Annotated in this window: 25 protein-coding genes and 1 pseudogene; 7 read left to right on the top strand and 19 right to left on the bottom strand. The window is 39.4% G+C overall.

The window, feature by feature from the left end:
* Window positions 1-4: 4 nt before the first annotated feature.
* Window positions 5-944: pseudogene (locus BMF77_RS25050) on the top strand (hypothetical protein).
* 138 nt (window positions 945-1,082) lie between these two features.
* Here BMF77_RS25050 and BMF77_RS25045 read toward each other — a convergent pair.
* The 3 genes from BMF77_RS25045 to BMF77_RS25035 all read right to left on the bottom strand — a co-directional run bounded on the left by BMF77_RS25045 (window position 1,083) and on the right by BMF77_RS25035 (window position 3,321).
* Window positions 1,083-1,553 carry a hypothetical protein gene (locus BMF77_RS25045; protein WP_148766642.1) on the bottom strand — a complete coding sequence of 157 codons (471 nt, stop codon included), beginning with the start codon at window positions 1,551-1,553 and terminating at the stop codon, window positions 1,083-1,085.
* Window positions 1,554-1,620: 67 nt separating this feature from the next.
* Window positions 1,621-2,076, bottom strand: a complete 456-nt coding sequence (locus BMF77_RS25040; protein WP_210422269.1) for a hypothetical protein — start codon at window positions 2,074-2,076, stop codon at window positions 1,621-1,623.
* Window positions 2,077-3,321, bottom strand: coding sequence for an ISKra4 family transposase (locus BMF77_RS25035; protein WP_148766640.1), 1,245 nt, complete (start codon window positions 3,319-3,321; stop codon window positions 2,077-2,079).
* Between the two features lie 180 nt (window positions 3,322-3,501).
* Between BMF77_RS25035 and BMF77_RS25030 the strand changes: the two genes are divergently transcribed.
* Window positions 3,502-5,190, top strand: coding sequence for an IS1634 family transposase (locus BMF77_RS25030; RefSeq protein ID WP_148763581.1), 1,689 nt, complete (start codon window positions 3,502-3,504; stop codon window positions 5,188-5,190).
* A gap of 253 nt (window positions 5,191-5,443) precedes the next feature.
* Here BMF77_RS25030 and BMF77_RS29135 read toward each other — a convergent pair whose 3' ends face one another.
* A complete protein-coding gene (locus BMF77_RS29135; protein WP_168204489.1) occupies window positions 5,444-5,674 on the bottom strand; it encodes a hypothetical protein in 231 nt (76 codons plus the stop codon).
* 55 nt (window positions 5,675-5,729) lie between these two features.
* Entirely contained in the window at window positions 5,730-6,614 is an 885-nt protein-coding gene (locus BMF77_RS25020) for a ParM/StbA family protein (RefSeq protein WP_246863031.1), read from the bottom strand.
* 450 nt (window positions 6,615-7,064) lie between these two features.
* On the opposite strand from BMF77_RS25020, the gene BMF77_RS25015 reads away from it, so the two are divergent.
* On the top strand, window positions 7,065-7,364 hold the full coding sequence (locus BMF77_RS25015) for a plasmid recombination protein (RefSeq protein ID WP_246863030.1): 300 nt from the start codon (window positions 7,065-7,067) through the stop codon (window positions 7,362-7,364).
* A 124-nt stretch (window positions 7,365-7,488) separates the two neighbouring features.
* Here the strand turns inward: BMF77_RS25015 and BMF77_RS25010 are convergent, their stop codons facing one another.
* The 4 genes from BMF77_RS25010 to BMF77_RS24995 form a co-directional block, all read right to left on the bottom strand.
* Window positions 7,489-8,001 (bottom strand): hypothetical protein, encoded by a 513-nt coding sequence (locus tag BMF77_RS25010; protein WP_148766638.1) that lies wholly within the window; start codon window positions 7,999-8,001, stop codon window positions 7,489-7,491.
* Complete coding sequence (locus BMF77_RS25005; RefSeq protein WP_148766636.1) at window positions 7,988-9,091, bottom strand: XRE family transcriptional regulator; 1,104 nt, start codon at window positions 9,089-9,091, stop codon at window positions 7,988-7,990. The genes BMF77_RS25010 and BMF77_RS25005 overlap by 14 nt, the downstream gene beginning before the upstream one ends.
* 278 nt (window positions 9,092-9,369) lie before the next feature.
* Complete coding sequence (locus BMF77_RS25000) at window positions 9,370-9,828, bottom strand: hypothetical protein (RefSeq protein WP_148766634.1); 459 nt, start codon at window positions 9,826-9,828, stop codon at window positions 9,370-9,372.
* An 81-nt stretch (window positions 9,829-9,909) separates the two neighbouring features.
* A complete protein-coding gene (locus BMF77_RS24995; protein ID WP_148766632.1) occupies window positions 9,910-10,761 on the bottom strand; it encodes a ParA family protein in 852 nt (283 codons plus the stop codon).
* 71 nt (window positions 10,762-10,832) lie between these two features.
* Here BMF77_RS24995 and BMF77_RS29130 point away from each other — a divergent pair, with 71 nt between their 5' ends.
* Window positions 10,833-11,009: a group II intron maturase-specific domain-containing protein gene (locus BMF77_RS29130; protein WP_371735144.1), complete on the top strand. Its 177-nt coding sequence runs from the start codon at window positions 10,833-10,835 to the stop codon at window positions 11,007-11,009.
* 95 nt (window positions 11,010-11,104) lie between these two features.
* Here BMF77_RS29130 and BMF77_RS24985 read toward each other — a convergent pair whose 3' ends face one another.
* Window positions 11,105-11,557: a TEK-like protein gene (locus tag BMF77_RS24985; protein ID WP_148766628.1), complete on the bottom strand. Its 453-nt coding sequence runs from the start codon at window positions 11,555-11,557 to the stop codon at window positions 11,105-11,107.
* A 291-nt stretch (window positions 11,558-11,848) separates the two neighbouring features.
* On the bottom strand, window positions 11,849-12,307 hold the full coding sequence (locus tag BMF77_RS24980) for a helix-turn-helix domain-containing protein (protein WP_148762642.1): 459 nt from the start codon (window positions 12,305-12,307) through the stop codon (window positions 11,849-11,851).
* 77 nt (window positions 12,308-12,384) lie between these two features.
* Between BMF77_RS24980 and BMF77_RS24975 the strand changes: the two genes are divergently transcribed.
* A complete protein-coding gene (locus BMF77_RS24975) occupies window positions 12,385-12,924 on the top strand; it encodes a tyrosine-type recombinase/integrase (protein ID WP_148766626.1) in 540 nt (179 codons plus the stop codon).
* Window positions 12,925-12,957: 33 nt separating this feature from the next.
* On the opposite strand, the gene BMF77_RS24970 is transcribed toward BMF77_RS24975, so the two are convergent.
* From BMF77_RS24970 to BMF77_RS24940, 7 genes are all read right to left on the bottom strand, one after another.
* Window positions 12,958-14,015, bottom strand: a protein-coding gene (locus tag BMF77_RS24970) for an ISKra4 family transposase (RefSeq protein ID WP_148761479.1) whose coding sequence is annotated in 2 segments (ribosomal slippage) — window positions 12,958-13,862 and window positions 13,862-14,015 — 1,059 coding nt in all. Because the reading frame shifts where the segments join, the coding sequence is not laid out codon by codon here.
* Window positions 14,016-15,406: 1,391 nt separating this feature from the next.
* Entirely contained in the window at window positions 15,407-15,955 is a 549-nt protein-coding gene (locus BMF77_RS24965) for a hypothetical protein (RefSeq protein WP_148766624.1), read from the bottom strand.
* Window positions 15,948-16,760: a DNA cytosine methyltransferase gene (locus BMF77_RS24960; RefSeq protein WP_148766622.1), complete on the bottom strand. Its 813-nt coding sequence runs from the start codon at window positions 16,758-16,760 to the stop codon at window positions 15,948-15,950. Before BMF77_RS24960 ends, BMF77_RS24965 begins: the two co-directional genes overlap by 8 nt.
* A gap of 438 nt (window positions 16,761-17,198) precedes the next feature.
* Complete coding sequence (locus BMF77_RS24955; RefSeq protein WP_148766620.1) at window positions 17,199-17,702, bottom strand: hypothetical protein; 504 nt, start codon at window positions 17,700-17,702, stop codon at window positions 17,199-17,201.
* Complete coding sequence (locus BMF77_RS24950) at window positions 17,699-18,490, bottom strand: hypothetical protein (protein ID WP_148766618.1); 792 nt, start codon at window positions 18,488-18,490, stop codon at window positions 17,699-17,701. Before BMF77_RS24950 ends, BMF77_RS24955 begins: the two co-directional genes overlap by 4 nt.
* The gene (locus tag BMF77_RS27530) at window positions 18,483-19,034 is read right to left on the bottom strand and encodes a hypothetical protein (protein WP_210422268.1); all 552 of its coding nucleotides are present in this window, start codon (window positions 19,032-19,034) and stop codon (window positions 18,483-18,485) included. Before BMF77_RS27530 ends, BMF77_RS24950 begins: the two co-directional genes overlap by 8 nt.
* 148 nt (window positions 19,035-19,182) lie before the next feature.
* Window positions 19,183-19,368 carry a hypothetical protein gene (locus BMF77_RS24940; RefSeq protein ID WP_148766616.1) on the bottom strand — a complete coding sequence of 62 codons (186 nt, stop codon included), beginning with the start codon at window positions 19,366-19,368 and terminating at the stop codon, window positions 19,183-19,185.
* A gap of 342 nt (window positions 19,369-19,710) precedes the next feature.
* Here BMF77_RS24940 and BMF77_RS24935 point away from each other — a divergent pair, with 342 nt between their 5' ends.
* Both BMF77_RS24935 and BMF77_RS24930 read left to right on the top strand, forming a co-directional pair.
* The gene (locus tag BMF77_RS24935) at window positions 19,711-20,100 is read left to right on the top strand and encodes a helix-turn-helix transcriptional regulator (RefSeq protein ID WP_148766614.1); all 390 of its coding nucleotides are present in this window, start codon (window positions 19,711-19,713) and stop codon (window positions 20,098-20,100) included.
* 201 nt (window positions 20,101-20,301) lie between these two features.
* Complete coding sequence (locus BMF77_RS24930) at window positions 20,302-20,484, top strand: hypothetical protein (protein ID WP_148766612.1); 183 nt, start codon at window positions 20,302-20,304, stop codon at window positions 20,482-20,484.
* Window positions 20,485-20,931: 447 nt separating this feature from the next.
* Here BMF77_RS24930 and BMF77_RS24925 read toward each other — a convergent pair whose 3' ends face one another.
* On the bottom strand, window positions 20,932-23,919 hold the full coding sequence (locus BMF77_RS24925; protein ID WP_148762638.1) for a Tn3 family transposase: 2,988 nt from the start codon (window positions 23,917-23,919) through the stop codon (window positions 20,932-20,934).
* Window positions 23,920-23,945: the final 26 nt, after the last annotated feature.

Below are 23,945 nucleotides of genomic sequence, written 5' to 3'. Positions count from 1 at the left end.
CACAATGACCGAAATTACAGCTAACTATGATGAAACCTGGAAAGAAGCAACCTTGAGATTATTTTGATTCATTTCTCGCCTTCTTTTATCCAGAAATCTATCAACAAATAGATTGGACTAAAACCCCCATTTCTCTAGATAAAGAATTAGAACAGATTACCGCATCTGCCGACAGTAAAACCCGCCACGCTGATAAATTATTTAAAGTGTGGTTATTAGATAATCAAGAGGTTTGGATATTAATTCATGTAGAAGTACAAAGTCAATATGATAAAGAATTTTCCCAAAGAATGTTTATCTACAACTATCGTTCTTTTGATTTATATCAAAAACCAGTGATTAGTTTAGCCATACTAGGAGATGGAACTAAAAGTTGGCGACCTAGTTCTTACCAGTATGGTTTAGGAAGTAGTCAATTAATCTTTAATTTTTCTATCGTCAAGCTTCTAGATTATCAATGGGAGGAGTTAGAGCAAAGTAATAATATTTTTGCTATAGTGGTAATGGCACATTTAAAGACTAAAGCCACTAATAGCAATTTGTCAGCTAGGGAACAGTGGAAATGGAACTTAGCTAGATTACTTTATGAAAGAGGTTATAACCGTAAAGAAATTGTTGATTTGTATAAGGTCATTGATTTAATGATGGCTTTATCTGAAGACTTGCAATTAAGTTTTGAAGAAAAATTAGCTAATTATCAAGAGGAACGAAAAATGCCATTATTAACTAACATTGAAAGACGGACTATAGAAAAAACTCGGAAACAAGATATTATCAAACTTGTACAAGTGCGGTTTGGTGATATTCCCGAAAATTTGATTGCCAGCATTAATCAAATTGATAAGACATCTTTTTTAGAACAACTTCTAATATCAACAATTAGCATTAGTTCTTTAGAAGAATTTGCACAGCTTGTTCACTCTAATTTACCAGAATCAGATTAATAAATGTAAGTTGGGTTAAGCAACAGCCCAACCGAATAACAGCATTGATAAGGTTGATTGAATTTGTGCAACAGGTTGTTGCCTAAATTCTTTGGGGTGATAATATCCGCATTTTAGATACTGCTGTGGATGATTTTGTTAAGCATCCCCAAACAGTCCATCCAAATCCTGAGATGAAGCCTTACCTTGGATCAAAGTAGAAGGACGCTGCTTTTCTTGTTCTTCTACCAACGTATCTGACTCTACATTTGTCATACCATTGTGGGTATTAGTATTAGCTGAACTCATTACTGGAGCCACAGACGTAACATAATTTGGCAGTACAAACTGTGGTTGTTCCACACCCAAAGCCAAGCGCAGATTACTGCCATGTTTATTTAAAACATCCTGTGATTCCCAACAAGCAAACCGCAATTGTTCCGGTGTATATTCCCCACTGTGATATCGAGCCAAAGGTAACAAAGCTGCTACCAAAATATCCGACACCTTGCGATTGACCTCTTCCTTTGAGAGAGAATTCAAATAATCAACCACTTCTGCCATTGGTTCGCCTTCATAAGGCTGAAGACGCAAACTTAAACTCTTCCGTTTTTTCCTGATTTTATTCATTGACCCTTGCTTCCTCCCTCCTTTTTATCGGGACTAAAAACAGACGATTAATCAAAATCAAAAACAGCTAACTATTTCCTTTGTCCAGCAAATAATCAAACATCCCAAAGCAGTCAATGAGCCTTTGAGACAGACATTGCTCACCATCTATCGCTTTATCTAAATCAAAAGTTTTTTTCACAATCTCAGCAATACCAGCCCCCCAAATCATCGGCGTGAAATTTTTGCTCTGATTGCGCCGTTCATAACTGCTACCTCTCACCTTTTTTTGTGAACCCCAACTAGACCCAGACTCATAAGAAGTAGTAACTTCACAGTTGAAATAAATCTCCAATTCCGGCTCCAAATGGTAAGCAGCACCACCGCCAATAATCACCTCATCCAATTTTGTCGGCAGCAGTCGATTTAACCACCGCTCTAACTTATCCCCATATTCAGCCGTCGCTCGCTCAATTGCTTGAGCAATATCTCGAATTTCCCTAGTTCTTAAATTCGTGTCTTTAGCACTAGCTAATGGGCGCATCTAAGGCTTGGGGGATGCGGAAAAAACAGGAGAAAACAGGTCATCAAAGCGACCATTAACCCAAGCCAATCGTAGATGTAACAAATGGTTAAAACCAGGTTCGCTCCAACGCATACCAACACCTTTAAACCGTTGCTGAATTAACCACTTACAAGCACTTTCCACCATACCGCTACCTAAAGGTAAACCTAGTTCCTTATAACGCTGATAGTTGATATGTGACTGATGTGTAAAAAGATAATTATGAACATTGGTTAAAGTTCTCAGGACATCAGATGATAATCCGCGAAGTTGAATAGTTTCAGCTAATTTGGCAATCACTTGCGCTTCGAGACCATGACGCAGTTGATGCCGCAAATACTTAAACCATTGATTAGCTTTAGTAGTTCGACCATCATAAGCTGCCGATGCTGCCTTCCACAGATTTTGTGCGGCATGATAAAAGTCTAAGATAGCAATGGCGGTGGCAGAAAAGCATTGATGATAAAGATTCCAAAACCCCTTACCACCATCACTAATCCAGACCAATTGGGGTGCTGACTGCCATTGTTGTCGCAGTGCTTCTAGCATTAAACGTGGACGCAGGGCATCAATATCTCCTAACACAGCGACCAATCTGCGTTGGTGCAGACGGAAAAACTCCTTTCCTTTACGGGTGACTCCTTGTCCTAATCTGGACAAAATAGCCACTTTTACCTCTCGCCATTGGGTTTTCCCATCAGGTTTACCCGGATGAGGACGCATGGGTATCATTACTCCATCTGCACCTATCACTAACGGCATTTTTGCTATTGCCTGAGTCATTGTCTCCGGTGTTGGCGGATTCCCAAGGGATAGTTGATTTATCTCTGTCTCCAGTTTCGCCATTGCCCGCTTTCCCATGCTTTGTACCCAATTCCATATCGTCTTTGCACTGATTTCTACTCCCGTTAATTGGTGTAATATTATTCTTACTGTTTCAAATGGCAGAAATACCGCTAATAAACACCCCATTTGCACTAATTCCCAGCTAGTTTGTTGGCATGGTTCTATTTCCAGGGCTTGATCTAATGGAGCTATTTGCGTTTCTTTACATCCTTCAGGGCATCGCCCGACTCTTCTTGACCACGATACTTGCCCTAACAGTGTTTCCATCTGTCTTGGTCGCATTCCTTTGCTTCTCAACCGCTTTCCGCAATGGCTACAGGTTGGCCAATTGTTTGGCTGCTCTGCTCTAAAAGACAATTCTTGCTCTACAACCCACATTCCGCACCCCAAACTGTCACAGATCAAAAAAGCCCTTAAAGTAGTACATAATAACTAAAGCCAATTCAAAAATTAAGATGCTTAATAAGAATAAGTAGCATTAAAAGGGACGTGGTGTGATAAAGTGAAACTTGGTAACAAAAGAAAAAAATGAATTGATAACCAAATAAGAAATAATTGATGACAACAGAAGTATTAGAGGAAACTGTTGTGAAATTAAAACCTCAAGAAATAGAAATTGAGAACATAGACCATCTAGGGATAGTAGCAGGAATCATAGATTCAATCGGAATAGTAGAAATAATAAATGAATTAATAGGAGTCGAAAAAGACGAAAAAGTAAATGCAGGTCAAGTGGTAAAAGCCATGATAATAAACGGGTTAGGATTTGTCTCCAAACCGTTATATATGTTTCCCCAATATTTTGAAACAATCGCCTGTGAGCATCTAATAGGAACAGGAGTAAAACCAGAATATCTTAACGACGATAAATTGGGGAGAGTCATGGATAAACTGTTTATAAAAGGCTTAGATACAATCTTTTTTCTCATAGCCTTAAAAGCTGCTCAAAAATTTGGAGTATCACTATCAACATCACATCTAGACTCATCATCAATGCACGTGCATGGGCAGTATAACACTAGCTTACCATTCGTAATATTTGAGAGTCAAAAAGTAGGAAATAACCAAGAATTAGAAGAATTAGCAGTAAAATCACCAAAAGAAATAACCATCACCTACGGTTATTCCCGTGACCATAGACCAGATTTAAAACAATTCATCATAGAAATGATATGTTCAGGAGATGGAGACATCCCAATATTTTTAAAACTAGCATCGGGAAATCAAGCAGATTCATCATGTTTTGGTCAAATAGCAGTAGAATATCAAAAACAATTAGAAGTTAATAGTCTCATGGTTGCTGACGCTGCTTTATATACAGAATCAAACCTGAAAATGATGTCAGAATTACGTTGGTTATGTCGAGTACCATTAAGCATAAAAGCAGCAAAAACATTAATATCAACATTAGCAGAATCAGAATTTATTGATAGTACAATACCAGGATATAAATTAGCATCAAAAATCCAAAATTATGCAGGGATAGAACAAAGATGGTTAGTAGTGCAAAGTCAAGAAAGAAAAGAATCAGACCTGCATAAGCTCACACAAAAAATTACCAAAGCAGAATCAAAAGCTGTGCAAGATTTGAAAAAGTTATCACAAGAGAGATTTGCATGTGTTGCAGATGCTATCAAGGCATTATCAAAATTATCAAAACAATTCAAATATCATCAAATTCACGAAAGTACGGTGACTCAAGTAAAATCTAATAAAAAAGATACTTCAGGAGAAATATCCTATCAAATATCAGCTACAGTCTCCCAGGATGAAAGTAAAATTAATACAGAATTGCTGAGTGCGGGACGTTTTATTATTGCGACAAATGTTTTAGATTCACAGGAACTAAGCAATGATTCTATGCTAAGTGAATATAAAGCCCAGCAGTCATGTGAGAGGGGGTTTGGTTTTCTCAAAGACCCATTATTTTTTGCCGACAGTATTTTCCTCAAAAGTCCTGAGAGAATAGAGTCTTTGGGAATGATTATGGGTTTATGTCTACTGGTTTATACTTTGGCTCAACGTCATATTAGAAATGCTCTTTTGGAGTCTAAATCAACAATTAAAAATCAATTAGGCAAAGCAACTAATCGTCCTACTTTACGCTGGATTTTTCAATGCTTTCAGTGTATTCATTTGGTTACACTCAATCAGGAGAAACATATTTCTAATTGGAATAAGGACAGAGATTTTATCTTGAGTCTTTTACCAGATGATTGTTTACGTTACTATCAATTAGTCAGCTAATTATCATCTCTATCAATTTAATTTCTCTTGTAAAGATGAGCTAATCTCTTTGATTTATAGCTCCATTTTACTATGTCTATAATTTCGTTTTTTACTTTAATTGATTAGTCTAACTTATAATTGTTTCTTGAATATCTTCTTTCACTTATCTATTGACCTCTCCAGGTGGTGTGCATTCTTATTGCTTCTTATTGAGAATAGATTTTGATGACATTTTTGGTGATTTACTGTTTCTCAAATGCCTTTTTTCACTTTATCTGTTTGTTTTGATGCTCCCTTTGATTTTCATCTCCGTAATTTCCCTCTGTAACATTTTGGGGTGCGGAATGTGGGCTACAATTTCCTTGCCTACTCCCAGTCCTAACTTCCATGCTCCTCTAACTATTGATGCTAAAGATTTAGCTTCTCTGATTTCTTCTATGTTTTGTGTCCACTTCCCGAATGGCACATCTAGTTTTTCTAATACCGATAGTACATCTAGCATTTTCTCTGCGACAAATATTTTCTGCTTTTACTATCGGTTAGGTTATCTAACTTTCTTACTTATCTCCTCTATCTTTCGGTATCCCCCACCCGCTCTCTGCGCCCCTAGCTAATGCTTGAATTGCTACACATTCACCCCAATTGGGGTGACGGGTTTGGGGATAATTGGGGTTATATACCTTGTCAAGAGCAGCGTAACGAGCAGCAAATATCGCCTGTGCCAAACGCTCTCGGTCTAGTCCACTGGTCATCTCTACCACCTGGTCTAGCATATCTGCAAAACCCAACAGGGGACTATCTCCCAGCTTCAGTTGTCCCCGCTCAAAGTAAAGTGCGGTCGTGTTTCTGTGACCAAACATCAGCACACCCAACTGTTTCGAGCGCAACCACTCCAGACCCTTTTGCTTAATGCGTACAGCAGCCAGTCCTCCACCTTCAGGACGGCACAAAAACTTAACTAATTTTAGCTTCAGTACCATTTCTCGCACCTGGAAATGAGCCAACATCAACTTTAACTGTTCCTCAAAACGCAAGCGGTCTGTATACTCATTCCAAGGCAACAGCAGTGCTAATTCTAGTGTTAATAGCTTTTTAGTAGAAAACTTAGCCTTGTGGGTTTCAATAATTAGCCCAATAGCGCCCAACACCTTCCACAAAGCATTTTCATACTTGAGTTCCTTAATGCGGTCTTGGGGGTCAAAACAAGCAGCAAAATCGCCCAACACCACCACCCGTTCATTCCATTCCACCCATAATTGTTGCTCAGGACTAGGACTACCAATCCATCCCAAACGGGACATATAATTGTCAAGCTTAGTTTTCGGAATCTCCTCAACCGTAGGAGGCAGCACTAAAAATTTGGGTTCTGGCAGGGCTGGGAGTTGATAAATAATTTTAGTTTGTGACCCACCCACGTCCACACTTAAATAAATGTCGGTCATAACGATTAGTCAGCTAAAATTCATTGGTCAATTGTGAGATGAATTAGCACAGGATTATCTCTTTTCTAGCACATAAATTTGGCTATTTTCACAACAATTGATGTAACTTACTGTCAAGAGATAGATGTTGAGGGTCAGTTAAATTGTGCAGGATTTGCACCAAAATTGTGCTAAACCTGTGCTGAAATTGCACCAAGTTATTGTTACCAACAGGAATACAGTTGAGTGGATTAAAATAGTTGTACTTACTACGGTTTTTTAGGTTTGAAAGCAACGAGTGGGTTTTTGTAGGCAATTACTGGCTGTGTTTGGCACAAAAAGCCTATGAGTAAGTTTTGTTGATGGCTTTTTTAGCGATAGCAAAGTGCTACGTAGGAATCGCTACGAAGCGCTTCGCTATTGTCGCCTGTGTGAAATTGGTGAGGAACTGAGATTTTGGAGGCTTCTGATATGGCTTATGCCATCGCCAGAGTGAAAAAATTGAAACGAGCCAACATTGCTGGAAGTGCTGCCCACACATCCCGACAGCAAGAAACGCTTAATGCTGACCCCAATCAGCAAAATATTAGGTTTATTGGCAATACTGACAGGGAGGAAAAGTTAGAGGATTTGGTGTTAGCGAAGATTGGGCAGTACGAGCAGAAGCGGAAAATTCGCACTGATGCGGTCTACTGTGTGGAGATTTTGCTGACTGCTTCTCCTAGTTATTTTCGACCGCTTGACCCCACGGCTGCTGTATCTTTCCAATAACGTCTATCATAAAACATAAAGTAATAACATTCCCGAAATAACTAAATACTCTTTGCGGAAGTTGTCAGGTGTCAAGAAGGCAATGCTATATCTGTATTTACCTGTTTTGATATCGAAGCTGATATCAGTTACCAGATTTCTGTAAACTTGTTTTCCAATCTGTCAAAACCTTGGCAGAAATGTGTTTACCGCGTTCCTGGATTAATTTATCAGCCATTGCTATTACCTCTATCACTGTTTTGTATTCTGTATACACCATCTCCGTTAATAACCGCAGTGTTCTGGTGTAGGTAATGTTGTATGCCTCACAGGTTTTAATAACTAGCCCGTCATCACTAGCACAAATCAACAATTGATGACGGGCAATGGCTATTGTAGACCTATCTGCAATACTTAAGAGCGGCGCTCTGACACTAAATTCTAGAAAACTGGTAAACATTTCTGCTGTGGAAAGATTTAGAGGTGTTAAGTATTGGTGAGCAGCTTGGCGAGTGGGTAGTTCTAGTTGATCTGAGTCTAAAAGTTCCTGGGCAATGTACAACGGACTATAGTGCTGTTGTAGCCATCTCCACTCGTTCAGCCAGCAAAAATCAATCAGTGCTGTTGCGTCGAGAATTGTGCCATTAAGCAACTGCATAAACTTCATTCTCTTGATGACGCACCCACAGTTTTTCCACAGTTAAATTGAGCAGTTCTGCGGCTTTGATTGCGGAAATCTTGTCCAATTTTAAGCACTGCCAAATTAGAAATTCATAACGTTCATTTTCTGGATATTCTGCTGCTGCTAGGGCTGGGGGTAATTCCATTAAATTTTGCAAAGATGCACCATCATGTTGCTTTTTATAAATTGCAGATATTTTGGCTTTCTCTTTGGCCAAGTCAATGATTCCCATTGCTGCTAAACGATTTAAGATGACTAGGTAACTCACCCGAAAATGCCGTTTGAGTTTGACAATATCTTGGGTAAGTGCATACATCCGTTCAAATTCAGCTTGGGGAACCAGTAGGTGACTGGCAAAGTAATCAGCTACCTGTTCGCGTGTTTTTTCTTCTGCTTTAGTTCCTTCTTCAATCAGGGTGTCTTGGTACTCTACGCGGTGAAAGATGAGGTGTCCAATTTCATGGGCGAGGGTAAACAATTGACGTTCAATGGTGATGTTATGGGTGTTGACTAAGACAAATGCACCTTCAATATCACTGCAAGCGCTCAGACCAAAGAAACCTTTGATGGGAATGGGTTGGCGTAAAACTTTTAAGCCGATTTCTTCTACAGACTGAAACAGGTTGGCAATGGGGGCATCTCCCAAGCCCAGGCGATGGCGAAATAAAGCTGCTATTGCCTGAATGCGCTTTTCGTTGCCTTCTACTTGGTGGCAAGGTGTACTTTCTGGGGTGTAGGTCGGTAAGCCAACGGCTTGTTCTAGGGCGTTATAAGTTGGCAGCATTCGTAATACTTGGGCTGCAAATTGGGGGTTTTTGTCAAAGGAGGCATGGGCGCGGAAGCGGAAGTTGGGCAGTCCTTCGCTGGGGGGACGTAGTAGCTCATCAAGTGTCACGCCGAAAACACGAGCCAGGGCGGAGAGGATTTTGCTGTCTGGTAAGGTTTTGGCGTTTTCGTAGTTATTGATGCTCTGGCGAGTTACAGAGGCTTGTTCTGCAAGTTGCTCTTGAGATAAGCCTAGACTTTTACGGTAGCGGAGCAGGTTGGCTGCAATGATTTCTTTCATGGTAGGTTTTTAAGAGCGATGCCTTCGGCGTTTGCGGAGCGTCTCGGAGAGAGCGCAGCGATTCCTACGGAGCGCTTCGCTATCGCTCAAGGGCTGTGTCTGGTCAGATGTCAAAGTTGTTGACATTATTTTCTCTAATTATAATAGAAAATGTAAAATAGATTTTACATCTGATTTAAGTAATGGGACAGAATTAATTACACAACCGATTTTTCTGTTCCCTCTCTCAACAAGTGAATTTAATTTTGTCCGACTACTTATCCGTCACAAGCCTGCTGCTATTTTTGTCTTTTAGTCAAATTAGCTAAACGAGTAATGCTGGAGCGAATATTACCTGCTTCTTTGCGATTTCTCAGTCTTTTTTTAGCTTCTTTTAGGACTTGTTTGATCACAGGATCTTTGTCTTTGCAGGTGATATAAAAAGCCTCTAATAAGGTTTCAATGGTTATTTTCTCTTGAGCGCAAAGTTGGTCTATTTCTTCTTTGATTGGCACTTCTAATCTGACTGGGATACGTGGGGAAATTTCGGGAAAGCTGGCTAGTTTCTCGGCTAGTTGTTTTAGTTCTGACCCTTGATTATTAACAACGGTAGAGTTCTCTGCTATTTGAGGATCTGGAGTAATTGGCTGGCTCTGTACTAGTACATCTTGCCGTGATGGCACTGTTGGTTGAGTGGCTCTACGGCGGATTTCTTCTAACATATTTATGTTATTAATATTCTCGTTTAAATTACTCATAAACTTCTCGGTAAGTGGTAGGGAAATTCAGCGACTAAAGCCCTGTTGATGTTCTGAGGTTGTGCTTTTTAGTAAGGATAATTAAGCTGTTTCTGTGGGGATTAATTTGGCATATTTTTCTAGTAAGGCTGGTTTTAACCGTTGTGCTAAAATCTGAATTGCATACTCAAGTGATACTTGTCCTAAGTCTGAAGGGCTAACCCGATAATTGATAGCATTTTTGTACACATCTGACTCTAATATATGGGGCAACATTAATTCATCTTTTACTAACTGCCGCATGGTATCAATGCTGGATTGGGTGGCTTTTGTCGGATGTAGTCCAGTCCAGCGAGCGCGAAATGGGACTACGCCTAGCAGTTCGCCATAGGGGAGTGCTGGTTTAAATTCTTTGATTAGTTCTAAGGTTCGCAAGAGCGATTGCACTCCCTTGACGTTAGATTCGGCGGGAATTACCCACTTATCACCTGCCCCCAAGGATGTTTGTGCTAAGTGTGATCTCTCTGGCGGTGGGTCTACAATTGCTACGCCAAAGTTATTGATGATTGGTTGCAGGCGATTTCTGAGGATAAATAAGCTCAGTCCGCTAGATGCCAGTTTGTAATTAGCACTCTCAAGTCCATCATCGGCAGGAATCAAAAACAAGTTGGCATTGCTAATGCTGCGTTCTCCTATTTGTCCGTCTGGCACTGAGGCAATGGCATCAATAATTCTCGTTTTTTCCTCTGGCTGAGTCAAAACTTCCAGTAGGGTTGGGGTATTAGGTTCTACTTTTACCCCCAGAAAGCTAGTCAAGCTGGATTGGGGGTCTGCATCGACAAACAAGACGGGAATTCCTAATTTCCCTAAATATCTCCCTAGCATCAGTGCTACTGTCGATTTCCCCTGCCCTCCAGCTAAACCCAAGCTAACCACTGTTGGCGTGTTTGACATAATATGATTGTATTTAAATATGAAAATACTTTACTATAATTATATTACTATACTTTTATATTTTTGAACTTTTGAACTTTTATATTTTTGAACTTTTGTACAATAGTTCAAGGCTATGTTCTCAAGCAGAACTAATTAAAGACCTTAACCCTATTATCAGGGCTTCATATTATAGAGTCTCAGATGCTGGAACTACTGGGGACTTCTCCCGATTAGATAGAATCACCTATCTTCGGTTGAGAAGATAGGCTAAAAGACAGACTGGGAGCATTAATTTAGCTCATCAAAAATACTGGCACACCATAGACGATAACCATTGGGGATTTTATTTTTTGGAAGCCCCTTAGTCTAGAGCAGCAGAACCACCACTTTGCCATGATTTAACAATGCCGATAACGTCACCTAAGCGATGCTCATTAATAGCAGTATGAATCGCGCGAGCAATAGCAGCTTGAATGGTGTTATCTGTATAATTCATAGTTCCAGCATTCATATATCCTTTCGTAATTACCAACTGACTGGGATCATGTCCTACAGAACCATAAATAATTTTGAATTTCAGACTACCACTAGGACTGACAGAACCTTGTGGAAATACAACTTCGGAGGCAAAACTGTTAGTTGTACCATTTGATAAAATACTAGTAACTGCCGCGGAAGCTCTAGACTCAGAACCAGTACCAATAAACTGAGCATGAGCCGGTTTTCCAGCGATAAATAAGTTCGCAACTGCTACACTCGTCAAAAAAAATGTGATGATATATGCTTTTGATGTGTGGATACAGTTGGTATTCATGATTGGGAGACTCCAGGATTCGACTATCCCAACATTTCCCAACTTAAACTTTTACATCTGGAGAAAACACAGAAAACATATATTATTTATCTATAAATCCTTTGCTAGATAAGGATTTGGGGCTAGATGTTTAGTAATTAATTTTGTCTCATCACTCAATACCTTGTCCATTTTTTGTAGGTTGGCTTAAGTGACAGAGCAACCCGACGCATTTGTGGGGTTATGGGTATTGAGCCGAGATACGTGTAAAAACCTGCAAGATGGTCTGGAAATGCCTACTGTGTCTAGCTTTCAACAATTTTTCCCCCCATCCTTATAAGGTTTTCCACACAGAGGACAAAACTTATACCTCAACGACACCACCAACTCACCACAATTAGCACAACTAGACCGTAATTGCGTACCGCATAGATAACAAAACCTAGCCCGAACATTTCCCCACATTGAATCCACAACGCCACCAGGATTCCAACATTGGGGGCAAAACTTAATCGCTGCCATTACCAGAACCTCTTCTCCCCTGACAACAGCCTGCAAATACTCAACAGGCACAGACAAAGCCAAAGCAAGACCGCCAAGAGTTTTATGGCTAAGTTTCCTTGTCAATCCCCGTTCAATCTTCCCCACAGAGCGAGAATGAACACCAGCCGCATTCGCCACCTCAAACTGAGTTAAATTGAGTTCCTTTCTCATCCGCAAAACATAGTCGGACAGAGATTCTCCAGGTTTTGGAGTTTTAAAAGTATCCATAAAACACTGCCAATATTTCTCCCTAAAAGATATATAATTTAGGAATAAATAACCTTGCTAAAAACACACAAATTTCCGTGAAGCAAGCTGTCACATTAGCCACCGTTGCCGTCAAATTTTTAGAACGGACTGGACTAGCACCCAGTACCATTAAAACCTACGAACTAACCCTCTTAAACTTCCTAGCAGAATATGGAAGTTGGCTAATCGAAATAATCAGTAAGCAAACATTAATAGAGTATCTAGATAGCCTCTCACATTTAAAATACACAACCCACCATAAGCATCAAGCAATACTGCAAAGTCTATTTAACTTCGCCGTCCAACAAGAGTATATAAAAATCAACCCAATTCAGGGATTAAAACAGCGTCCCCCACAACGAGAAAAAGGCGAACATAAAAGCGATACTCTCATAAGATATCTAACACCAGACCAGCTAAATATCCTCTATACAGCAACCAAAGATGACTTGCGACTATCAGCAATAATTCATCTATTGCATCGCACAGGATGTAGAATAGGAGAGCTTTTAGCACTGAATTTATCAGACCTAGATATCAAAAATCAGAAATTTCAGGTATTGGGAAAAGGCAACAAACAAAGGTGGTGCTTTTAGGGAGCATCCCAATAATGTAATAAGTATAAATACTCAAGCAATAGCCTGATTGAGATAAGCACAACGCAAGTTCAAAATCTGGGAAACATTTTCTGCCTTCCATTGCGCTCCTGTTATTTTTATCCTGGCTCCAATCTGCTTAATCTTCGACTCCACACTCCCTGAACCAATGCAAATTCCTAAATCTTGATACAAACCGTAGTCTGGTATTCTCTGGCGATGCTTTTGGACATAATTCTGGAAATTCACCACGGCCTTGTTTTGAGACCCTTTAAACTCCGCTAAGGCCATTTCTATGTCCCCATCCCATAAATAACTTTCGACTCTTCTGATGCGCTTGTTTGACCCCCCGACTTTATTTAAATTTTCGACCAAATGATACCAATCAAGGACTTCTCTTCGCTGAAAACTATCCCCTATCTGCGTTATCAAATTCCAGATCCCATCATGACCATCCCCTACGCAGGTAATGACCTTGCCTAACGGTTGGGAATTTGTCCAAGATAATAACTGGTCATTTTCTCGAAAAAATGCAGCACATATCTGTCCATGCAAGCTGACTGCTTTGTAATTTTGCCAGATACTTTCTTGCCCTAACGGTGTTCTCAACCTGACATTTCCTCCGTCTACACTCAATGCCTCTATGATTCCTTTTCCTTGTGGAGCAGAAAATTCATATCTTTGTACCAACCTATGTTGACTACTCCCTGAGACTTCCATCCCTGTGGTCATCTTTATATCTTCTTCAGCGTGTTCAAAAGATTCATTAGCTACTAATCTTAAACAGCACTTCTCCAGATATGGACTTAACCGATTATTTTTCTCTAATCCCAGTTCTCCGGCTTGTTTAGAGGTGATTTTTACCTTTCCGATAATACTATTTACAACCCTGGTTCTTCCCACAGTTGTTCCCGTTGCTGTTTCAAAAAAAAACTGGCTACCACTGGACTGACGTTGTTTAGCATATGCTCTCGCACAATCAATTCTATGCTTTCAAAGTCTTTTAGATTTTCAATAGCTGTATTATTGATGAGAATTTCTGAAATGCCTTTGATATGTTCATTCAGTTTCTGCGTTTCTTCAGGGGTCATTTTTTTTCTCTTCATCACTTTTTGGCTATTTTGCCTTTTATTCTTTCTGAAGTCTCTAAGCATTTATACTTACTGCATAATTGGGATGCTCCCATTTACCAGTTAGAAGTTAAACAGGATTAGCTGTTGTTGCCTCCTTTTTTATGTTTGGAATGTAGAATAAAATTCTTGATTTCCTCAACAGGATAATCATTCTCGATCATTATTTTGACTTGTGGCACTATTCGAGCAGGTGTAGCTAAACTACGGTTTTTCCATTCTCCATCAATCTTGATTTCATAATAATACCCCCATCGCCAATGCAGATGATTTAAAGGATCTCTTTCACCACTTACTTTAGGATAAGTAGCAATTGTACCGTCCTTGAGTTTTTTATTTTCTATAAATGGTGCAAGACTGCCAGAAGCAATTTTTTTCTTTTTCGTGAGGGAAATTTCTGCACCTGTGGATAATTGATTTTCCCCTACGAATTTCTCAGTCCCGTCATTCGTGAGGGAAATTTCTGCACCTGTGGATAATTGATTTTCCCCTACGAATTTCTCAGTCCCGTCATTTGTGAGGGAAATTTCTGCACCTGTGGATAATTGATTTTCCCCTACGAATTTCTCAGTCCCGTCATTCGTGAGGGAAATTTCTGCACCTGTGGATAATTGATTTTCCCCTACGAATTTCTCAGTCCCGTCATTTGTGAGGGAAATTTCTGCACCTGTGGATAATTGATTTTCCCCTACGAATTTCTCAGTCCCGTCATTCGTGAGGGAAATTTCTGCACCTGTGGATAATTGATTTTCCCCTACGAATTTCTCAGTCCCGTCATTCGTGAGGGAAATTTCTGCACCTGTGGATAATTGATTTTCCCCTACGAATTTCTCAGTCCCGTCATTCGTGAGGGAAATTTCTGCACCTGTGGATAAGTTATTTTCCCTTACGAATTGTTCAGTCTCATCATTCGTGAGAGAAACTTCCGCACCTGTGGATAAGTTATTTTCCCTTACGAATCGTTCAGTCCCGTCATTCGTGAGGGAAATTTCCGCACCTGTGGATAAGTTATTTTCCCTTACGAATTGTTCAGTCTCATCATTCGTGAGAGAAACTTCCGCACCTGTGGATAAGTTATTTTCCCTTACGAATTTCTCAGTAGTTAAGGTTTCCTCTAAGAATTTTTCAACTAACTCTTGAGGTGCGATAGCGAAGCGCTCCGTAGGAATCGCAAGCTGATTTATTAGTTCATCATCTTGACCCCAAAAGTAGCACTTGAGATCAGCATAAGTAGGTCGGCGTTAAAAAATCAATCTATGTAACGAAATATAAATTAACGAATACCTTATAAATAGGGTGTTTCACGGTTTTTACAAAACTAAACATATATCGATTTTATTGGGCCGACTTACTTACTCATTACCGTATTTGACGACAAAGTATTCTCCTGGACTAGCTTCTATAATTTCCCCAACCTTGCCGTTAAGGATGTACTCACCAGGTTTAAATTGCGGTTTGGTAATTGGTAATTCAATTTCCCACATTCCAGGCATACCTCGCGCTGGGATTGGTTCATCAAATATTTCTACATTTTCCAATTTCCAGGCATAGCGACCAACTTCCCACAGTCCACACCTTAATTCTGTTGCACTTTGTTGACTGATAAATTCTTCAGTCATTTTGATACAGTCTGTTAAGTCACCAATTGCTACCACAGATCCAAAAGGTATTTCTTCCCCTACCAACAAATCAGATAATTCATTGACTTGATAATCCGTTGTTTCTTGCCTAATAGCTGCATGAATAGCTATTTTCCCCCGATAATTAGTAGCTTTACCCCTGGTTTCATAATGCTTATACTTACCTACCAAAGAAGCCCAAGGTTGATGTAGAGTAATTGCCTTAATTTTGTTAGTTGTCGGAGTTGTCGGGGTTAATAATTCTGACTCCTGATTAAGCAATTCCAGCGAATTCTGCGAGATAACAGACTCGTTTGAGGGCAATTTCTGCTTGTTGAGGTGTAACTGCTCGTCCGTAGAGGTCAACGCAGTGCCGTCTGTTTTTAATATGGTGTCCTGTAGCGGGATAAACGGGAGTTGCACTGATAGCATCTCGCCAGTGTCCGCTAATGGGTACTCCACCCAACCAATCGGGAATCCCATCATCCACCCTGCCACCGATGGATGTAGTTTGTCCCCCTTGGCTATGAATGGCCGCAACTTCTGTTCTAATCTGTTCGTGCCAGCCGGTCTGCACCCCGTTGAGCCTTTGGGATACGTCGTTGGGGTAGGCAACAATGAACAGCCTTTCTCTTTCATGGGGCGCTCCGAGTTCCGCTGCTGATATGATTTGCGGATCTTCCCAGAAATATCCAACCATTCGCAGTCCTCCAAGAACCCCTCTAAGTCCGTTTCTGATAAGTCCTGCGGGGTTTTCAATAACAATGAAATCAGGTCTTCCTGTAGCGATTGCTCTGAGGGCATAAAACCACATTCTTGATTCTGGATGTTCAAGCCCTGATCCATTTCCGGCAATGCTTGTACCTGTGCAGGGGAATCCAATTGTGTACAGGTTAAATTGTCCTGGTTCTGGTTGCCAGTCTCTGATATCTGAGTGGATGGCAATTTTGGGGAATCTATATCTAAGGACTCGTTGGGCTTCTGGATTGTTTTCGATAAAGATTGTGGTTTGAATGTTTGCTCCTGCGGATTTAATTCCCAGTTCAAATCCACCAATTCCTGCGAAGAGTGCGGCGTGAGTAAGCATGAATCCAACTCCTCTATTTTCGATAGTTGCAATTCTTCAATTTGTGTAAACGAATAAGAGACTGTTACCCACCCGTCCCAGTTAACCGTAAAACCTGATTTACCTACTTTAGCGATCGCTCCCTTGAGATTCTCTTTTTTAGAAAATATCCGCTGTCCTACTGTAAAACTATTCTCAGTTTCTTTGACTAATTCTTCAGTAGGTAGTTGGGATAATTGAGATAATGAAATTCCCTGTTTATTTTCTTCTAAAAATTCACTAGAATCTAGAACAATTTCATTCCAATACGGATCATATTGGTGCAATCGTTTTAGATTACCTATTTCGCTAGAATACTGTTCAGTTGAAAATAAAAGGGGTTCAGAATTAGATACAGAAGTGTTTTTAGATTTAGCCATGACTATTAGCCTCTAATCTTTGAACTACCAAAAAGTGCAATTATGCAACATTAGAATCTTCTGACTGTCCACCAAGATATTTTTCTCTTATTGACATCCATTGTTCATGAGGAATAGCTTCTATTTCTCGTTTGCGCTCCTGTACTTCTTTGTTTTCGTTTTCAGTTCTATCAACCTTTCTTATTGACATTTTTTGAGATAAACAGCGAGTATCAATTTGAACTTGTACAGTATTACGCCAAGTTTCTCGGTTTAATAAATCCAGTTTTTGACAAATTGCTGGTAAAAAGCGAGTGTCAAAATTTTCAAGGTTGATGTTGCCCCATTTCTGATGAAAAGATTTGCAAGATGGATTTTGACAAGCTACATTTTTATCTTGGTTGTAGTTGTAGTCAGGAATAATCTTTTTCACTAGGTGAGGCTGTATAAATCCGCTATCTTGACAGCAAAAACAATTCCAATGAGGATGAAAAATTTCCTTTTCTGCTTCTTCTAATTGGGTAATTAAAGGTAATCTGTCAAATTGAGGTAAATCATTAATCATGCTTCATTCCCCCAAATTAAATTATTAGCATCAGCCCAAACATAAAACTCTCGTCTAATTTTCTGGTTTGGCATATCTTCAGCCTGAAACCCAGCCGGACCTAGTTGGCGGATTTTTTCCAGCCATTCCTTTCGTTGTGGATGGTTATCCCACTTGCTAGACTGCGAGGCGGAAACTTTACCTTGGGACTTCTCCCACTGCGATCGCAGGTCTTCCCAATGAGTTTTAATCCAGTTGCTGATTAAAGTTGGTGGCTTGGGCAGTTCAGAAGCTTTTTTCTTACCAAACTCCAAAAAACTCTCTCTTTCGCTTTCTGAGAGAGAGTCTGTGTAAGTCTGATAAGTCTGAATAGTATGAGAGACTTCAGAAGCCTTGCTGGGCGCGGGTTCTGGAGGTTGATTTTCCAGATTTTTGGAAAGTGTTCCGTTTTTTCGGTTAGGTTTCCGTTTTTTCGGAATGCTTTCCGAGATTTCGGAAAAACTTCCAGAATCTTGGACAGTGTTCCGAACTTTTGGAACTCCTTGTAAATTGCGAAATGCAAAGCCTTTGTCTTGAAAATCGAATAACTCGAACTTTTGAAACTTAGCGATCGCAGCGTAAAAGGTACTTTTTTTGATTCCCACTTTTTCCATGATGGTTAAAGTATCTGGTAAATCTTTGTAATTATCTCCCCAAGGATCAGTTACAACTAAGTAATTCCAAAGTCTCCATTCAGCAGCAGTCAAATTAGCTTGATACAACTTTTCCAAGGTTTTGGAAGTTAATGGATAAAAACTTTCGTTACTCATCTTTACCCCCTTCAAAAGTTGCAATTACATCAAAACTTAGAAGAGTTGAGCAAATAACCTCTTTTTTCTGAGGTGTACAGTCACCAAAAAGATGAATCCGCTTGGTGTGTTCGGGGAAAAATCCTGCATAAGTAAGAATTTGACCTAGTGCGGCTTTCCAGTCAGAAACCTGTTTTACCTCAATGATTTCTGTTTCAGTTAAAAGGTCAATTCTGCCAATGGCTGTGACAACTTCGGTTTGACCACCTAATTTAGCCTGAAGTCTTTGAACTACCTGATGCTCAGGATTTTCATAAGTCTCTATTTCAAACCAATCAGGTAATAATCCAGCTTTGTCTAACTTAGCGATCGCTCTATAGAATGTAGCTTTACTTACGTCACATTCTGCCATTACTGTGAGTGTATCAATATCCTTGTAGATGTCCCCCCAAGGATCAATCTCAATTAGATAACTCCAGATTCTCCATTCAGCAGCAGTTAATTTACCTTGTCGAAGTTTTCTGGATACTTCAGGTGTTATTGGGTAAAAATTGTTAATTTTCATTACACACCTCCAAAGGCGTGCAAAAATGCGCCCGCCGCCTTGACAGCTAAACTGAAATTAGATAGCATTTTAATTGTTCCTACAGGTTTTGATTGATTCTAGGGACTGTCCTCCGACCATTTGCTGTGGTACGGGGGAAATTTTTTGTCTACGGTTCAATAAGTGATTGAGCGTATTCGATAATTTTGTTGCCAATGGATGGATCTTGATCAAGACATTTAGCGATCGCTCTGAGATCAGCTTCCAAGATAATGGGAATCTTGATCGTCTTAGTTTTGCCTGATTTCCATATAGGACTAAACCTGCTCTTAACAGAGGCTGATGATTGAGGCATAAACTCGATTTAGCTTTTTGTGAATTTAATTCATTATAGCTTTGGTGACTTGGACTTTTATCTCTTATTTTTATTTGTCCAATTTCTTTTTTAGGAATTAGAGATGATGTACAAATTTGTGTCATACTATTAAAAGAATTGGTATTCATGAAAGAAACACTTTTCAGCCCTTGTAGTGTCTAGTTGCAAGGGTTTGATCTTTCATTGTGAATTGGTAGACAAATTCAATAAATTCAACTACCATTTATAGTATACTGCAAAATACAGTAATAGCAATGTTATTGAGGGAAAAATAAAATTATCCCTTACAATAATAAAACTGATAGCTATAGAGGTTTATCAATGACTAGAATTAATGAATCATTTGTAACTGCCATGAGTAAGTATGGTATTAAGGCTAAAGAACTGGCTGAGTTAGTCGGTATATCGCCACAGCAAGTAACAGAGTTTAGACGCGGTAGATCGTGGGTTTCTCAAGAAACTTTTGAATCACTGCTTGAAAATATGGATCGTTTAAGTCCTGGTAGTAAGACATATTTTTGCAGTTTATTGGCTAATCAACCGATCGCAAGCATTGACAAAAAACAGCAATTAATAGAAATGATCGAAAATGCTAATTCGGAAGAGATAGAAGCGGTTTTATTAGCAATTGGGCGCAAATGGAAGAAATCTAACTCTAACTCTAAATCTGACTCTAGTATTAATAATAATGAGTATGCCAAGGTTTCTTGATTTTTTGATAACTATCGTTGCAATTAATTCATTAATTTATGTGTTTATCTATCTAAAGTTAGATTTTTTAGCAGATATTCTTGATTTAGACTGATTTATTAACTAACAATTTTTGGTGACAACAGCCTAACTCAACATTAAATTACATCTATCAAGAGTTGGACTTTATTTAATTCTCATTAGGTTAATCAAAGGGTAATCATGTTGCATCATCATCCACAGATACAGTTTGTGAATCTGAGAGAAAACAATTATCAATTAATAAATTCTGATAACATTGATAACAGTCCAGAAATTTTGTCTAAAATTTCTAAAATGAATCAGGCGGAATTAGCGAAATTATTGGAAGCGATCGCTTATAGGTTTAAAGAAATAAATGGTTGATTGGATAGCGATTCCTACGGAGCGCTTCGCTATCGTTATTTTCAAGGGATATCTGCGATCTGTTTGGAGCAGTGCTTCGCTATCGCGGACAAGTTAAAAACTTCCAGTTAGTTATCAAGCGATAGTAATTCGCAGAAATAGCCAACAAAATTGACAAGAAGACTGAGGAGCAGTAGGGGTGGATCTAAAATAATGCTGTGCAACTCGTAACCCCTTCAATAATTAACAATTATCGCACTTCCCGTCATGGTGAAGCAAATATTTATTGGCGAAAAAGGGGTAAATATAGCGAAGCTGTTATGAGGGGCAAGATAGACTGAAAGTATTGCTGCATATACTTTTCAGTTATCGTTTTCTATAAAATCATCTAGACCTAATTCACACTTATGGTATTGAGCCGAGATACGTGTAAAAACCTGCAAGATGGTCTGGAAACGCTTGCTGTGTCTACATTTCAAAGATTTCTGGAGGAAGATTAATCGCCGACTCCAAAGGTTGAGGAATATTATGTAAATTCACCACATAATCACCGTATCTTTTGATATGTCTTGTAATATAAGGACTCAAAGCAGCAAGGTATCGCATAGGAATCACCTCACCCTGTGACATCAACTTTTGAATCGCCAACGACATATCCACCGTATTTTGCAAAATCACCGCACTGGCCACCAAATCCAAATACTTTAACCGCTTTTCCTGCTCAATCGGATCATTCTCAGTAATCATCCCTTGCTTACCAAAAAATACCCAATCCAGAAAACCATTATACATCTCCACAACATTTGTTACCGCCGTAATTTCCCGTCTCAAAGTAACATTAGAAATATAATCCAGCAGAAACATAGTCCGCACCACCTTACCTAACTCTTGAAAAGCTTGATAAAGACGATTTTTGCGACTGTAGCTCCCCAACTTACGTAACAACGTCGAAGGCATCACCTTCCCAGCCTTAATTGACAGCACCACCCGCATCATGTCAGACCAATGAGTCTGAATTAAACTCCAATTCACCACACCCTTAAACAGTGGCTCAATATGCTGATAGCTCACATCCGTACCAGGACGCACAAAACTAAGATCCTGCCAATTACGGATACGTGGCATCAACTTAATACCCAGAAGATAGGAAATAGCAAACACAGGTCCAGACTGACCTTGAGTATCTGCGTGCAACGTATCCGGCTGAATATCCGAAAGATTTTTCAACAACCCATCCAAAATATAAACCGCTTCCCAAACCCCACAAGTGATGAAGTGAGTAAACAAAGCAATGTATTTATCCGAGACATGATGATAGGCAATACCACCATAACCACCGTAACGAATATGATACTCACTGTGTAAATTATTCTCGTATATCTCAAACTTACTGCCATCCGCTGCCACCTTTTTCCCTGTCCCCCAACAAGAAGGTAAAGTAAACCGATTATAAGCATTAATAACATCCCGAATTGCCGCTTCAATCTTGGCAGCACTAACATGACGACGGTTAGTATAAGAAATTTCATGGGCAGTCACCATACCCCCCGAATGACGAGCCATTTGATTAGGTCCAAGATTGCAACCGTAACCAAAAGTAGTAAAAATATAACGTTCCCCTGGGTCAGATATTTTGGCTTCACTTCCCGACATCAAACCAAAATGTCTAGTCCAATTTAACCAATGCTCAACATTGCACAATATATCTAAAATACTCCGTTCCGGCATCAGCGCCCGGATTTTCGACTCCAATAAATCCACCTCTGGGGGTTGAGTAAATGATGGTGGTTTCTTTAATACAGGGTCGCCCTCCTTATTAATTGTAAATTGTTTATCAACAGCACAAATATTATCTACTTTCTCAGCAACTTGTGTTAAACATAAGCGTAAATGTTCGACAAAATCCGTTGGATTAGCCGGAAAACCAATTAAGTTACAGTAATCTTTTATTAATGGTTCACACTCAACAGGACTTAATAATTGTTCGCGGAAATCCGCGTAGCTTTCCGACCCCACAACACAGGCATCTCCCGTTTTAAATTCAGTCGCCAAATTGTAAAAGATGCAAATTTCTAATTGCTGACGTACCAAAACCTCGGTGTCATCAATTTCGGCGACGACTAGCGCCCGCCAGTTATTACTAATAAAATCCAAATTGATATCAAAAGGCAAATATTTAGAACGTTTGTGTTCATGATCTAACACAAATTGCAAAGCTGCAATCACTGATTCATCCGCAGAAGTAGAGAGAATATCTAGAGAACGCACTAAACTAAACAGTGCTTTGCGGTTGGCAGCATAAAACCGCCACATTAATGGTAAATAGTTATTGGTATTGTACGCCGCAATTTCATCTAATTTTTGTATCAGCAATTCTGCCCCACCATGTTCATCCAAAATTGACTGCACCTGTTCTCCAAATACAGCATTATCCTTGGTTTCCTTGGCTTGTTTGGATGCTTGTAATACTTGTCCCAATGTTGCTAACAACTCTGATGTTTCTGTCAGATGTTTATCCCGGAGTTCCTGCAATCGCAGTTTGGCATTATTTTGAATCTTCAAAATACGTTTAATAAACATCTCAACCAGATAATCACGAGTTTTTACCTGTGCTTCGTACAATAGACATAATAGCAATGTCCGCCGTTTGGGTAAATTAATATCTTGAAATTCTGTGATATCTAAAGTTCTAGCATAAGCAGCAAAATGTCTAACTTTGGTAGGAGTAATATTTTGTAGTAATCGCTTGGCATCTCCAAAAGTCATGAGCATATCAAACTTGTTTTGCAGGAGTTTCATCCCATTTAGTTTGGCACTTTTAGGTGGCGATTTTAATAAATTCAGGGTGGCATTTTCATTATCCTCCTCCTTGTCTATCACCACGAGCAATTGGTCTAAATAAATTTGTTCGGTAGTTGAAAGTCCTTGAGAACAAAGTGTAAATAACCGATTATTGACCATTGACCGAATGTGGCGAATTAATCGGTCAAGGGTGCTAAATGCTGGTAATTCGTATCGTTCTTTCACTAATTCCTCAATTGCCACATTGATTAAATCAGCAGGGTGGTCTTTAATTTGGGCTGCTTCTGCAACTAATGTGGCTATTAATCTTTGACCTGTTTTATCATATTGTTTGACTCCTAAATACTCCCGAATAATATTTTTATAGGTATGACGTTGGCGTTCGGAGGGTATTGCTTTTACTGAGTCTTGTAACTTTAAACACGACCGTAAATGTTTAATTACCGCAATTGGGATCTGTTCAGGATGAGGGAAATATCCTAGACGTTGAAAGGATTTCAACATCACCATTAACCGTAGCAATCCTTCATGGTTCTTGGTTTTAGACTTGACAAACTTGATTTCTGTAGGTGTTGGAGTGTAAAGTTCTGCCAGTTCTTTGGGGTCAGGAAATTGTTTAAATTTGGGATAAGCGGTACGGTCAATTGATGTCATTCAAGTAATATTTAAAACATATAATA

The organism is Dolichospermum sp. UHCC 0315A, assembly GCF_008121535.1.
Lineage (GTDB): Bacteria > Cyanobacteriota > Cyanobacteriia > Cyanobacteriales > Nostocaceae > Dolichospermum > Dolichospermum lemmermannii.
This window is presented reverse-complemented; position numbering and strand designations above follow the sequence as displayed.